Raw genomic sequence first — 14,310 nt, forward strand, 5'->3', positions numbered from 1 at the left:
GCGGACACCCCGAGTGAGGAACGCCGTGATCCTGCTGCTGTCCACTTCGGACACCGACCTGCTCAGCGCCCGGGCCAGCGGCGCGGACTACCGCCTCGGCAACCCGTCCCGGCTCCCGCTCGGGGACCTTCCCGGGCTGCTGGAAGGCGCGTCGATCGTCGTCGTCCGGATTCTCGGCACGCCGCGGACCTGGCAGGACGGCCTGGACACGCTGCGCGCGTCCGGCGCGCACGTGATCGTGCTCGGCGGCGAGCAGACGCCGGACGCGGAGCTGATGAAGCTCTCGACCACTCCGGCCGGGATCGCCGCGCAAGCGCACCTGTACCTCGCGCAGGGCGGTCCGGAAAACCTCACGCAGCTGCACCGCTTCCTGTCCGACACCCTGCTGCTCACCGGCGAGGGCTTCGAACCGCCCGCCGAACTGCCGTCGTGGGGCGTGCTTTCGCGGCCGGAGTCCTCGAATGACGGGCCGGTCATCGGGATCCTCTACTACCGCGCGCACCACCTGTCCGGCAACACCGGTTTCGTGCACGCGCTGGCCGACGCGGTCGAGTCCGCGGGCGGTCGCGCGCTGCCGATCCACACCGCGTCCCTGCGCACGCGCGCGCCGGAGATGATGGCCGAACTGGCCAAAGTCGACGCCCTGCTGGTCACCGTGCTGGCGGCGGGCGGCACGCGTCCGTCGGAAGCCGGCGCGGGCGGGGACGACGAATCGTGGGACGTCGCGGAAATGGCCGCGCTGGACGTGCCGGTGCTGCAGGCGTTGTGCCTGACCAGCGACCGCGAAACCTGGTCCGCCAGCGACGACGGGCTGTCCCCGCTCGACGCGGGCAACCAGATGGCGGTACCGGAATTCGACGGCCGGATCATCACGGTCCCGTTCTCCTTCAAGGAATTCGACGACGACGGCCTCCCGCGCTACATCGCCGACGCCGAACGCGCCTCCCGCGTCGCGCGCATCGCTCTCGCGCACGCCCGGCTCCGCCACACCCCGCCGGAGTCTCGGCGGATCGCCCTGATGCTGTCCGCGTACCCGACGAAGCACTCGCGCGTCGGCAACGCGGTCGGCCTCGACACTCCCGCTTCGGCGATCAAGCTCCTGCGCCTCATGCGCGACCGCGGCTACGACCTCGGTCCCGACGCCTTCCCCGGCGTCAACCCGACCGGCACCGACCAGCCGGACGGCGACGCGCTGATCCACGCCCTGATCGCCGCGGGCGGCCAGGACCCGGAGTGGCTGACCGAAGAACAGCTTTCCGGCAACCCGATCCGCGTCCCCGCCGCCCGCTATCGCTCCTGGTTCGCCGAACTGCCGGTCGAGCTGCGGGAAGCGATGGAAGAACACTGGGGCCCCGCCCCGGGTTCGCTGTACGTCGACACGTCGGCCAACCCCGAGGGCGACCTCGTCCTGGCTTCGCTGCAGTCCGGCAACGTCGTCCTGATGATCCAGCCGCCGCGCGGATTCGGCGAAAACCCGGTCGCGATCTATCACAACCCGGACCTGCCGCCGAGCCACCACTACCTGGCCGCGTATCGGTGGCTGGAAGAGGAATTCGGCGCGCACGCCGTCGTCCACCTCGGCAAACACGGTTCGCTGGAATGGCTGCCCGGCAAGACGGCGGGCCTCTCCGCCGCCTGCGCGCCGGACGCCGTGCTGGGCAATCTGCCGCTGGTGTACCCGTTCCTGATCAACGACCCCGGCGAAGGCGCGCAAGCGAAACGCCGCGCGCACGCGACCATCGTGGACCACCTGGTCCCGCCCATGGCCCGCGCGGAATCGTACGGCGACCTGGCCCGTCTGGAGCAGTTGCTGGACGAGCACGCCAACATCGCCGCGATGGACCCGGCCAAGCTGCCGGCGATCCGCGCCCAGATCTGGACCCTCATCCAGGCCGCGAAACTCGACCACGACCTGGGCGTCGAGGAACGTCCGCACGACGCCGAGTTCGACGACTTCCTGCTGCACATCGACGGCTGGCTGTGCGAGGTCAAGGACGCCCAGATCCGCGACGGCCTGCACATCCTGGGCGAGGCTCCGGTCGGCGAGGCGCGCGTCAACCTGGTCCTGGCGATGCTCCGAGCCCAGCAAATGTGGGGCGGCAAACAAGGCGCCGTTCCCGGCCTCCGTTCTGCCCTAGGCCTGAAGGAAAACTCGGACGCCCCACTGTCCGAAGTGGACGCCATCGAAACGACCGCGCACACGCTGGTTTCCCGGATGGAGACCCACTCGTGGTCCCCTTCTTCGGTTTCTTCCGTGGTCAGCGAGGTTCTGGGTACCTTCGACGCCGAAGTCGCCCGCGTCCTGACCTTCGCCGCCACCGAAATCGTCCCCCGCCTGGCCGGTACTTCGTCCGAAGTAGACGCAGTCCTGCACGCCCTAGACGGCGGCTACATCCCCGCCGGCCCCAGCGGCTCCCCCTTGCGCGGCCTGGTCAACGTCCTGCCGACCGGCCGCAACTTCTACACTGTGGACCCGAAAGCCATCCCCAGCCGCCTGGCCTGGGAAACCGGACAGGCCCTGGCGGACTCCCTGCTCCGCCGCTACCGCGAAGACACCGGCGACTGGCCGCGGTCCGTCGGCCTCTCGGTCTGGGGCACCTCGGCGATGCGCACCTCCGGCGACGACGCCGCGGAAGTCCTGGCGTTGCTGGGAATCCAGCCGGTCTGGGACGAGGCTTCCCGCCGCGTGACCGGCATCGAACCCATCCCGCTGTCCGAACTGGGCCGTCCGAGGATCGACGTGACAGTCCGGATCAGCGGCTTCTTCCGCGACGCCTTCCCGCACGTCATCACCCTGCTGGACGACGCCGTCCGCCTAGCCGCCTCCTTGGACGAACCGGAATCCGACAACTACGTCCGCGCCCACGTCGCCGCAGACCTAGCCGCCCACGGCGACGACCGCCGCGCGACCACCCGAATCTTCGGCTCGAAACCCGGCGCCTACGGAGCGGGCCTGCTCCCGTTGATGGACTCCGGAAACTGGCGCGACGACAAGGATCTAGCCGAGGTCTACGCGGTCTGGGGCGGTTTCGCCTACGGCCGGGATCTTGACGGCCGTCCCGCTCGCGAGGACATGGAATCGTCGTACAAACGCATTGTCGTGGCCGCGAAGAACACCGACACCCGCGAACACGACATCGCGGATTCCGACGACTATTTCCAGTACCACGGCGGAATGATCGCCACAGTCCGCGCCCTGACCGGCTCCGCTCCCGCGTCCTATGTCGGCGACTCCACCACCCCCGACGCCGTCCGAACCAGAACCCTGGGCGAAGAGACGGCCCGCGTCTTCCGCGCCCGAGTGGTCAACCCGCGATGGCTGTCCGCCATGCGCCGCCACGGTTACAAGGGCGCCTTCGAACTCGCGGCGACCGTGGACTACCTCTTCGGCTTCGACGCCACCGCGGGTGTGGTCGGCGACTGGATGTACGAGAAGTTGTCGCAGTCGTACGTGCTGGACGAGGAGAATCAGCAGTTCCTGCGCGACGCGAACCCGTGGGCCCTGCGGGGAATCATCGAACGCCTGACGGAAGCCGCCGACCGGGGCCTGTGGGAAGAACCGGATCCGGAGTTGATGGCGCAGATGCGCGAGGTGTACCTGACTCTGGAAGGCGAGCTGGAGAACGACTGACCCGGTTGCGCCGGGCGACTCCGCGCCTGGCACACCTACGCGGCTCAATCGGCCCACGCTTTTCGGTCCGCAACTCCATCCCGGCGACCAGCACTTCTCCCGTTACCGCCTCGGTGCACCCCCGGGTCACCCGGGCGGCCAGCGCGTCCGGCCTCCGCAGCACTCTGCCGCCTCGGCTGGCCAAACGGCGCTGCACCTCGACGCCGATCCGACAGCCGCTCCCTGCCACCGGTCAACACCTCAACACCGCTCCGACGGCCGCAGCCCTTCCACCTCTAACGCACCCACCGCCGCGACACCGATCCCGCAGCCGCGACGCAAACACTCCCCCCACACCATTACCCCGCCAACCCCAGCCCTCTCGCGGCCAACCCACCCACCGCTGCGAGGCCGATACCGCAGCCGCCACGCAAAACACTCCCCCACATCACCGCCCCGCCAACCCCAGCCCTCCTGCGGCCAACCCACCCACCACCGCGACACCGATCCCGCAGCACGGTCCCCGCCACCGGCCCAGCACCACGGCGCAGCCCCCGCTCCGCCATCGCCCCCGCTAACCCTCTTGGCCGCACTCACTAGGCCGACCGCGCCCACCGCCGCCCGCCCCGCGAACGGCCACCCGAACAGCCCCCAGCCCTACCGCCAAGCCCGCCCGGCCCAGCCCCGCCACCACCCCTGCTCACGCCACCATTCCCCGACCGGCCCGAGCCTCGCCCGCCGAACCGGCGCCGCGGTCCCCGTCCGACGTCGCCTGCCCGTGCTGGTCCAGTCCAACCGCACCGTCACCGTCTTCCCCCTCTCTCCCAGCGGACCACTCGCCCCCGCGGTCCGCGTCCCTTTGCGCGGAACCGTTGCGCCACAAGGGTGAACCCGCCGAACCGAATTCCGGCATACCTCCTGAACCAGCCCCCGCCCGGACAAGAGCAGCCGACCGCACCTTGACTTCATAATGGTCTAGTCCAATGCTTACCGCATTCATTTTCCGAATGTTCGCCGGAGGACAGATGCAGCGAAGCAGACTGGCCGCCACACTCGTCGCCGCCGCTACCGTGGCCGGGGCAGCTGCCGTCGTGGCCGCGACCGCCCACGCGCAGACCGGGGCGACGACCGGCCTCGACAACAACTGGTACGCCTCCGCGCCGTACCTCATGCCGCAGAGCAACAACCCGCCCGACCCGGTGACCGTCATGAACGCGACCGGGCAGAAGGCGTTCCAGCTGGCCTTCATCCTCGCGCCCAAGGGCGGCGGGTGCAGCCCGACCTGGGACGGCACCTCGCCGGTTTCGTCGGACACGACCGTCGGCGACGCGATCAACCGCATCCGCGGCAACGGCGGCGACGTGTCGGTCTCGGTCGGCGGCTACGGCGGCACGAAACTGGGCCAGACCTGCGGCACCGTCGACGCGACCGCCGCGGCCTACCAGCAGGTCGTCGCGAAGTACAACCTGAAAGCCATCGACTTCGACCTCGAAGAACCCGAATACGAGGACACCGCGGCCATCGCGAACGAACTCGGCGCCGCGAAGAAACTCCAGGCGGACAACCCCGGGCTGTTCGTGTCCGTGACCATGCCGGGAACCGCCGCGGGCACCGGCTGGTTCGGCACCCAGTTGCTGGACCAGGCGAAGTCGATCGGCTTCTCCCCCAACAACTTCTCGATCATGCCGTTCGACGGCGGCTTCACCGGCGGCGGCGCGTCGCAGGTGTCGGCACTGGAAGCGTTCCACGGCCTGCTCCAAAGCCATCTCGGTTGGGACAGCGCCACCGCGTATTCGCACGAGGGTTTCTCGGGCATGAACGGGAAATCCGACTCGTCGGAATACTTCAACGTTTCCGATTTCCAAACCGTCTACGATTACGCGACGAGCCACCACCTCGGCCGGTTCACCTTCTGGGCAGTGAACCGCGACCGGCAATGCACGACGACCACCGACAACAGCGTGTGCTCGAACGTCCAGCAAAACGACTGGGACTTCACGAAGTTCACCACCCGGTTCGCCGGCGCGACCCCGCCGCAGACCACCCCGCCGACGAGCCCGACCAGTCCGACCAGCAATCCTCCGGGCACCTGTTCGGCACCGGAATGGCAGAAAACGCAGGTCTACACCGGCGGCAACGTGGTTTCGCACAACAGCCACAAATGGACCGCCAAATGGTGGACCCAGGGCGAGGAACCCGGCACGACCGGCCAGTGGGGCGTCTGGACCGACAACGGATCGTGCTGACCGGCTAGTTTTCCCGATCGGGCGCTGCGCCGCGGATTCCGTGCCGCAGCGCCCGATCCGTCAGTGGCGTCGCGGAATCAGGGATGAACACCACCGGCCGCGCCACGGGGCCGGGGCCGGGCTAGCCGCATTGCGGGATCCGGGACGAACACCAGCAAGCCACCGCGGCGGAATCAAGGGCAGGGCTAGGCACCCGCACTGCGGAATCGGGCACGGACATCGGCCGGACCACCGCGTTGCGGAACCAGGAACGAACACCACCAGCCACCTTGCGGAGTCAGGGACGGTGCCAGGCAGCCGCACTGCAGGACCAGGGGAACACCCGCCAAGCCACCGCGCAGCGGAATCAGGGCCAGGCAGCCGCATTGCGGAACCAGCAACGAACACCACCGGCCAGGCAGCCACATCGCGGAGTCAGGGCCGAACGCCGGGCAGATGCGTATTCGCCCGCCGAACCTCCGAAGCCAACGCGGGCACCTCGATCACCCGCCGTCCGGCCGCCATCAGCCGCTCGACCCCTTCGGCCTCGACGAACAACGACGGCTCCCGCCAGGCCATCACGACCCGCGGAATGGCCGTCTCGAGGATCAGCTGCGTGCAGCTTTTGGGGTGGGACGCGCGATCGCTGCACGGTTCGAGCGAGCTGTACATGGTCGCGTCGGCGAGTCGCGGATCGTGCGGATCGAGCTTCGCCAGAGCGGATTCTTCCGCGTGGTTGTGCGGATCGCCCTCGCCCGAATGCCCGGTCGCGAGCACCGTCCCGTCCGGCAGTCCGACGACCGCGCCGACCCGAAACGTCGAACTCGGCGGACATTCGTCGGCAAGGTCGATGGCCTGCCGCAACCGCAGCAGATCGAGCGACGACGGTTCGGCCGCGGCGCGATACCGCAGCACGGCAACGTCCCCGAGCCGCCGCAGTTCGGTCAGTTCCAGCGGTCGCGGGAACGCACCCGGCCCGAGAAACCGCGGTGCCCGCGGGTCTCCGACCATGACCGGCGCGATCGCGAGCCGGAGTTCGTCGGCGAGTCCGGCGTCGAGGAACTGCGTGTGCACTGCCCCGCCGCCCTCGACGAGCAGGGTGCGGATCCCGCGCGCGCCGAGATCGTCCAACACGGACTCGAGCCGCGGCGGACTGCCGACCTCCACCACCGTCGCGACCGCGCTCAGGCTGTCCGCACTGCCGCGCGGCGCGTAGACGAGCTTCTCGGTGTCGCCGAGGGTGAAGAACCGCGACGCCGGGTCCAGCTTGCCGCTGCTGGTGACCGTCACTTTGACCGGCTGCTCCGGCCGCCCCGCCGCGACCCGCGCGCGACGCAGTTCGGCGGAGCGCACGAGAAGCCGCGGGTTGTCGGCCCGCACCGTGCCCGCGCCGACCAGGATCGCGTCGGCCTCGGCGCGGAGCCGGTCGACCTCCGCGAAATCGTCCTCGTTGGACAGGAGCAGACGGGTGCTGCCGGCGTCGTCGAGGTAGCCGTCCAGCGATTGCGCCGCGGACAGCAGGACGTGCGGCCGCCCGGTCATCGTGCCCATCCGCTCATCGTGCTCCGGCCAGGTCAGGCAGGCACTACGGCGTACTGGCGGACGTACAGGTCGGTGTAGGTCACCGGCCCGCGCGGCCCCGGCACCCGGTCGAGGTTGATGCCGGTTTCGGGCACCGCGAGCAGCTTGAAGCCGTCCAGCAGCCGGGTCGGCGCGTTCCAGAACACGCCCGTGCCGGTGTAGCCGTCGAAGAACCGCTCCGCCGCCGCCGGGTCCTCGGTCGCGATCCCCGCGGCAAGGCCGGACGTGCGCTCGTTCGCGATCTCGACCGCGTCGACGAGCCCGCCGACCTTCTCCACCGTGACGGTCGCCTCCCGCTCGGAGTCCAGCGCCCACTCGTAGCCGATCGGATGCTCGTGCGGCGCGAGCGAGGGCGTGACGCCACGCTCGGCCAGCGCCGACTCGATCTGCGGCCACACCGAGTCGTGCACGTCCTCGTGGATCAGCAGCAGGTTCAGCCGGTTGCAGACACCGAGCCGGTCAAGGCTCGAGTACACGAGGTCGCGAACCTTGGCCGCGTCCGCCGCAGCGTCGACGTACAGCACACCGCCGCCGTCGGCGTGCGCCAACGTGCGTACCCCGTGCACCGCGGCCTCGGTCGCCAGCGCACGCGTGCTGTCCCCGCTGCCGCGCAGGATGACGAGCGGCACGAGCCCCGGCAGCCGAACCAGCGCCGACGCCGCCTCCCGCTCGACGCGCGGCACCAGCTGCACGACGTCCGGGTTGATCCCGGCCGCCTCGAGCGCGGGCGCGATCACGACGTCCCGCAACCGCTGCGCCGACCCCAGCGCCGCCGACCCGGTCCGCAGCACGCCGCCGTTGCGCGACTTGACCAGCTGCGACGCCACGTCGACCGTCACGTTCGGCCGCGCCTCGTAGTTCGCGCCGATGACGCCCACCGGGCGCCGCCGCTCGACCAGCCGCAGCCCACCGTCCAACGTGGACACGTCGACGGACCGCTCCTGGTGCGGCGCGCCGGCCAGCAGCCGCAGCTGCGCGGCCATCCCGTCGAGCCGCTCGGACGTGATGGTGAGCCGGTCGAGCAGACCGGCGCTCATCCCGTCGGCCGTCGCCTTGGCGACGTCGGCCTGGTTGGCCTCGAGCACCTCGTCCCGGTGCGCGACGAGCCGCTCCGCCATCCCGACGAGCGCCGCGTCCACCGCGTCGTCCCCGGCGGCAGCCAACGACGGCGCAGCCGCCTTCGCCGCCCGCGCACACTCCTCGACGGCCTTCGCGACCTCGTCCATCGCCTGTCTCCCTCCGGCGGCTCAGCAGACGTCCAGTCTGCCGAATACCTGCCTCTGACCAGCACCGGGACACCGATCGTGGGCCAAACGTGGGACGCACCCACAATCCACGAGAGCGTTCCCATGAGTTCCGAAAACCTACCAAAGACAGTGGCGCACTCCGTGCACGAGCGTCCTTCGGCATCATCCTTCAAAGGCTCCGCCGCGAACTCCCTCGCGTGCGAAGCCTCGAAGGGTTCTGCACTGTCGAGCTGCATTGAGAGTCTGGCCGAGGGATCGATCACCGCGGAAGACCTGTGTCCGCCGTGCACCCGGTCGTTCATGGCCGCGCTCGACGGCATCACCGGCCCGCTTGCCTGGAGCCGCGGCTACCGGCAGCGTGCGAGGGGGGTGTGCGGTGATGCCGGGTCGGCTGCGTAACAGTCCCCGCGCCGGTTGCGATCCCTCTGCACTGGCTCGGCACGAGGGGGACATCGTGGGAGACGAATCCGACAGACCGAAGTGCTTCACCTCGCGATCGGCCGCAGCGGCTTCACGTGGATGATCGCCGAGCCGCCCGACAACCTGTGGGGGATCGTCGACCTGGCCGGCGGTATGCAGGTGCGGATCTCGCCGAAGGTCCCGTGCGGGTACATGCTCGACGTGATCAACTACGAGTGGATCCACACCCGCCAGTACGCCAAGTACGGCAACCGCACGATCCAGGCGTACGGCGACGGGCTGGAGCCCGTCGCCGACTGCGGCTCGCGGCTGCTCGGCTCGACGTACACGCCCTACCTCGGCCTCCGCGGCTCAGGCTGCACCGAATACGAGAGGGCGTCCGCGCGGTCGCTGCTCGGCTCGACAACCGGTGGAAAGGCCCCATGCTAGCCGCTGCTCGGCCGGGCCCTCTCGCGTTCACGGGTCCTTGGACGTGGCAAACCAGGTCGTGTCGCGCTTCGCTTCTCCTCCTCCTGAGTAGTTCTGCCTAGCTGCGCCTAGGTAGGCCTTCGCGTGTTCGCTGGCTAGCCCCCGGTTTGAGGGGAGCCGCCGTTGATCTCCGAGCTCCGGTGCCCGTACCGTGACTCTCGGTTATGGGAAGGGGAGGCCGATGGGGTTTACGAGTGTGCCCGCTGCGTTGAGAGCGGCTGGGCGGTCCGCGGGGGAGAAAACGGCCGGTCTGCGCGGCGGGGATTGTGCAGGGCTGGTCGGGCGGATCTCGGGCGCGGTGCGGAGCGGGAAGGCTGCAGCGGCGGCCGGGGGCTGCCGGGATTCGTTGTCGGCGACGTTCGGCCAGTGGTGTGCTCAGGCCCAGCGGTTCGGCGAGAATCTGGGAGTCGCTGCCGACCGGTACGCGCGCGGAGACCAGGCCGCCGCGGGGGTGTTCCCGGTGCCGCCGACGATGCGGGGGCCGCGCTGATGGTGTCGCTGGCCGATGTGCGCGCCTGGAACCCGGGCGTGCTGGACGAGATCTGCTCCGGCGTGCAGGCGAAGGTGCAGGTCCTGACCAACGATGGCGACGACTACGGCAAACTTCTCCCGGTGGTCGGCTGGAGCGGCCCCGCCGCCGAGGGCGCGGCCGCCCAGCACAAAACCCACATGCAGGGCCTGGACACCTACGTCGCCGGTGTCGCCGCGATCGGCAAAGCCGTCGGGCAGGCCGCCGACGCGATCCTCGCGGTGCAGGGCGCGATCAAGAATGCGGACGAGCTGGCCCGCAAGTACGGGTTCGCGATCACCGCCGACGGCGCGATCGTGTGCGTCTACGCAGGCGACCCGCCGCCGGAGCTGCACCCGCAGGACCGGGCACGAGCACAGCAGCAGCTCGCCGACGATATCGCGCAGATCCTGCGCACCGCCGAAGACATCGACAGCGACCTCGCCGCAGTCCTGGACAAAGCCGCGGCCGGCCAGTTCGGAACCGGCAACGAATCCACCGTCGCCGCGGCCGCCGCCGACGGGCTGAACGCGGCGGGGATGACGTTCCCGGAGCCGCCGCCGAACGCGACCCCGGCCCAGAACGCGGCGTAGTGGGCGACCCTGCCCGCCTCCGCCCGAGACGCCCTCATCCGCGACCGGCCCGGGCAGATCGGCGCAATGGACGGCCTGCCCGCCGTCGATCGGGACAAGGCGAACCGGGTCGTGCTCGACCGGGATTACGCGGACCTGCGACGGCAGCGCGACGACCTCCAGCGCCGCATGGACGGGCTGAAAATGTCCGATCCGCAACAGCAGAACGAGCACCATGACCTGCAAGTCCGGCTGGACGCGTTGAACGACAAGATTTCCTCGCTCGACGCCGTCCATGACACCCTGGCCAAGGGAAACCGGCAGCTGCTGTTCTTCGACACCGCCCATTCCCGGGTCGAGGCCGCGATCGCGGTCGGCGACGTGGACAAAGCGACGAACGTCGCCGTGTTCACTCCGGGATTCACCACCACGGTGAACGGCGACCTCGTTGATTACGACAGAAACATGGACGATCTGAAGAGAATGGCTGGTCAAATTGAAGACCGACACGGCGGGGGTCCGACGGCGGCGGTGACGTGGATCGGGTACCAGGCCCCGCAGTGGAGCGAGATCGCGAATCCCGGCCAGTCGGTGTTCGCGCCCCACGCGGCGCAGGCAGGGGGCGAGAGCCTCGCGAAGTTCTACAACGGGATCGGAGCCGGGCACGAGGCGTCGAACACGCCGCTGCACTTGACCGCGCTCGGGCACAGCTACGGCTCCAGCACCACCGGGTATGCCCTCGGCCATGACACCCCGGTGCAGGACGCGATGCTGTTCGGCTCCCCCGGCCAGGGCGCCGAACATCTGAAGGTGCCGCAAGGCCACCTCTTCGCCGCACAGGACGCCGGAGACACCCTCGTCCCCAACTACGGCGACACCGGAGCGCTCGGGCCCAGCCCCTACTTCAGCCCGGACGCGAGCAGCTACCACCAGATGTCCACCGACGCCAGCGTCACCGAAGCAGGACCGCTCAACGCAACCGAAGGCCACAGCGGCTACCTCGACCCAGGATCGACCAGCATGTACAACATGGCCGCCATCACCACCGGACATCCCGACCTCGCCCAGTACAAGGGCACCGTTCTCGCCGAAGGCCCCCGATGACCCCGCACCCCAGTCGCCTGCACGCGGCGCTCGCCGTCGCCCTGACCGCCGCCGCTCTGACCGCGTGCAGCGTCGAGAAATCGCCCTTTCCAGGAGACAACGTGGACCGAGACCCCGCAGAAGTCTGGACCGCATTGATGCGACTGCCCGACACCGACCAAGTCCGCCAGCAATACCAGCAACTCGACACCGAACTCCGCCAAGCCCTCACCGCCGCCATACCCAAGCTGGAGCCCTGGGCACCCAGCAAAAACAACACCGGATCCCGAGCGGGATGCGGCGCACGGTTCCCTGGGATCGGCAATGACGGCGAGACTGCAAGCTTAGGAGACCACGTCGTGGCCGGGAACCTGCCGGACGCCGACTACGAGAAGGCGCTCACTGTCATCGGGACCGTCGCGCAGCGCTACGGGTTCGACCCACGACCGCAGCGACTGCACGACGCACCCGGATCGCACGACGCGGTGTTCCACAACAGAACCGACGAGGGAGCCATCTCATTCGGCACCGCGCTCAACACCAGTCTTGGTCTTGACATCGGATGCAGGCTGTTCCCCTCCGCTAAGAAACGCGGCACGCCCTCGACCGCGCCTTAACGCGGGCGTAAGACCTCGTCTCCGTGGTGCGCCGCTTGTGTCGGGGTCTGCTCTGCCTTCGCCGTCACCGAGCCGCTGGGATCGCATCGCCGTAGCGCGAGCCAGCGCCACGGCGACCGCGTCACAACGCCAACGGCTGCAACAGCCACAGCCCGCCCGCGATGACGCAGCTCACCGTCAGCACGATGAACACCAGCACCCACAACACCGCGGGCACCGCGGTCAACCGGCTCAGCTGATCGGCGTCGGAGTCCCGCGCCTGGCCGCGCCGCCGCTTGAGCTGAAGCTCCACCACCGGCCGAACCCCGCCGAACAGCAGGAACCACGTCAGCAGATACACGAACGGCGCCTGCACCACCTTCGGCGCGACCAGAGCCACGAGCCCGAGCACGACGGCGCTCGCCACCACCGTGAACACGCCGTAGGCGTTGCGCACCATGATCAGCACACCCAGCAGCAGCAACGCGACCAGCACGAGCACCGCGGTGATCAGGTCAGCTCCGACCAGGCTCGCGAACAGCAGCCCAAGGACCGACGGCGCGACGTACCCGGCCAAGGCCGTGAACGCCATGCCCGGTCCCTCGGGCTTGCCGCGCGACACGGTGACCCCAGAGGTGTCCGAGTGCAGCCGGATCGACCGCAGCCGCCGTCCGACCGTCACCGCGGCCAGCGCGTGGCCTGCCTCGTGCACGATCGTGATGACGTTGCGGGCGAACCGCCACGGCGTCCCGCCGGCGAGCACCACCAGCAACGCGATCCCGCCGGTGACCAACGTGATGACGCTCGGCGTGTTCGCCTGTTCCAGCGCCGCACCGACTGTCCCAGCGCCCGCTGCCATGGCCGCACCGGAGATTTCCCCGGTGCCCGGTCGGGCGCTGAGCACAGTCGAGACGGCGAGTACTGGCGTAGTCACGCGGACACCTCACCACAGGCCCTATTTGGCCGCTGCGAGTGCCCGGGTGGCACCCGTCGACCGCGATTCGGTATGGGCGCCGCCTCACTCCATGGCGTCTCCCTTCCGTCGATCCGCGACTTCAAACACCGCTCAGTCCGCCACCTCCCCGGACGCCGAGGCGCTCAGCCGATCGAACCGGAACAGGTGGGCGACCCACGACCGATACGGACGCCAGTCCTCGGCCAGCGGTTCAAGCTCGTCCGGCGGCGTGTCGGGAGGCAACGCGTACTCGGCGCACAGCACCTGGTGGAGCTGGGTGTCCAGCCGGGGGAAGAGATCGGGATGCCCCGCGCCGTGCAGCAAGATCTGCTCGGCGGCGAACGCGCCGATGCCCGGGATCGCGCACAGCCGGTTCAGCGCGTCGGGGATCGGCAGCGCGAGCAGCTCGTCGGCGTTCAGGCGGCCGTCAACGGCTGCTCGCGCGACAGCTCGAAGGCGGGCCAGCCGGAATGGGCCTACCGAAGGTTCGTCCCCCAACTCGGCCACAATCTGCGGCGAGGGAAAGGAAAACGGCCCGTCTTCGCCTACCTGACGGCCATGTCGCACGGCGAGCTGCTCGCGCAATCGCCTCGCCTGCGCGACCCGCATGCCTTGGGTGAGCACGGCCCAGCAAGCCGCTTCATACGGCGACGAATGCAGCACCGGCCGCGCTCCGCTGTGGCGAGCGTGCAGCCGCCGGACCACCGAATCGCGGTTCGCGACCTCGGCAAGCCCGGATTCGTCGACATCGAGCGACAGGATCCGGCTCACCTGTGCGACCACGCGCGCGGCGATCTCCACCGGCGCGGCCACGCCGACTTCGACCGTGCCCGGGGATCTCTGCCGGATCGCGGCCCCGGCGTGAGTCCAGCTCCCCTCCACCGGGAACGCCATCCGCAGCACGCCCGGTTCGACGGCGAAGGATCCGGCCGGGCCCGCCCCGGCGAGCCACTGCGACGCGGCGCTCAGGTCGAAAGCCCCGTGCACGGCGATTTCTCCGGTGGGCAGGTCGATCGGACGCAGGATCGGTGCGGTCATCAGTCAG

10 protein-coding genes are annotated in these 14,310 nt (G+C 69.7%); 6 read left to right on the top strand and 4 right to left on the bottom strand.

The genetic code is table 11. The features are described 5' to 3' along the window. The first annotated feature begins 25 nt into the window (after window positions 1-25). Together cobN and SSMG_RS28270 are read left to right on the top strand one after the other, a co-directional pair. Window positions 26-3,631, top strand: a complete 3,606-nt coding sequence (gene cobN, locus SSMG_RS28265) for a cobaltochelatase subunit CobN (protein WP_037715112.1) — start codon at window positions 26-28, stop codon at window positions 3,629-3,631. 1,004 nt (window positions 3,632-4,635) lie between these two features. Then, entirely contained in the window at window positions 4,636-5,856 is a 1,221-nt protein-coding gene (locus SSMG_RS28270; RefSeq protein ID WP_037715115.1) for a chitinase, read from the top strand. Window positions 5,857-6,270: 414 nt separating this feature from the next. Here SSMG_RS28270 and SSMG_RS28275 read toward each other — a convergent pair whose 3' ends face one another. Together SSMG_RS28275 and SSMG_RS28280 are read right to left on the bottom strand one after the other, a co-directional pair. Further along, window positions 6,271-7,386: a dihydrofolate reductase family protein gene (locus tag SSMG_RS28275; protein WP_009081655.1), complete on the bottom strand. Its 1,116-nt coding sequence runs from the start codon at window positions 7,384-7,386 to the stop codon at window positions 6,271-6,273. 23 nt (window positions 7,387-7,409) lie between these two features. Then, on the bottom strand, window positions 7,410-8,642 hold the full coding sequence (locus SSMG_RS28280; protein ID WP_009081657.1) for an aldehyde dehydrogenase family protein: 1,233 nt from the start codon (window positions 8,640-8,642) through the stop codon (window positions 7,410-7,412). Window positions 8,643-9,143: 501 nt separating this feature from the next. Here SSMG_RS28280 and SSMG_RS28285 point away from each other — a divergent pair. The 4 genes from SSMG_RS28285 (at window position 9,144) to SSMG_RS28305 (ending at window position 12,331) form a co-directional block, all read left to right on the top strand. Continuing rightward, on the top strand, window positions 9,144-9,512 hold the full coding sequence (locus SSMG_RS28285; RefSeq protein WP_009081661.1) for a hypothetical protein: 369 nt from the start codon (window positions 9,144-9,146) through the stop codon (window positions 9,510-9,512). 528 nt (window positions 9,513-10,040) lie between these two features. Beyond that, the gene (locus SSMG_RS28295; protein WP_037715119.1) at window positions 10,041-10,652 is read left to right on the top strand and encodes a hypothetical protein; all 612 of its coding nucleotides are present in this window, start codon (window positions 10,041-10,043) and stop codon (window positions 10,650-10,652) included. A gap of 66 nt (window positions 10,653-10,718) precedes the next feature. Beyond that, window positions 10,719-11,735: an alpha/beta hydrolase gene (locus tag SSMG_RS28300; RefSeq protein WP_037715121.1), complete on the top strand. Its 1,017-nt coding sequence runs from the start codon at window positions 10,719-10,721 to the stop codon at window positions 11,733-11,735. Continuing rightward, complete coding sequence (locus tag SSMG_RS28305) at window positions 11,732-12,331, top strand: LppA family lipoprotein (RefSeq protein WP_009081667.1); 600 nt, start codon at window positions 11,732-11,734, stop codon at window positions 12,329-12,331. The genes SSMG_RS28300 and SSMG_RS28305 overlap by 4 nt, the downstream gene beginning before the upstream one ends. Window positions 12,332-12,452: 121 nt before the next feature. Here the strand turns inward: SSMG_RS28305 and SSMG_RS28310 are convergent, their stop codons facing one another. Beyond that, complete coding sequence (locus tag SSMG_RS28310; RefSeq protein ID WP_286156982.1) at window positions 12,453-13,244, bottom strand: M50 family metallopeptidase; 792 nt, start codon at window positions 13,242-13,244, stop codon at window positions 12,453-12,455. Window positions 13,245-13,376: 132 nt separating this feature from the next. After that, on the bottom strand, window positions 13,377-14,303 hold the full coding sequence (locus SSMG_RS28315) for a DNA-3-methyladenine glycosylase (RefSeq protein ID WP_009081670.1): 927 nt from the start codon (window positions 14,301-14,303) through the stop codon (window positions 13,377-13,379). Window positions 14,304-14,310: the final 7 nt, after the last annotated feature.

It is taken from the genome of Streptomyces sp. AA4 (assembly GCF_000158875.1).
GTDB lineage: Bacteria > Actinomycetota > Actinomycetes > Mycobacteriales > Pseudonocardiaceae > Amycolatopsis.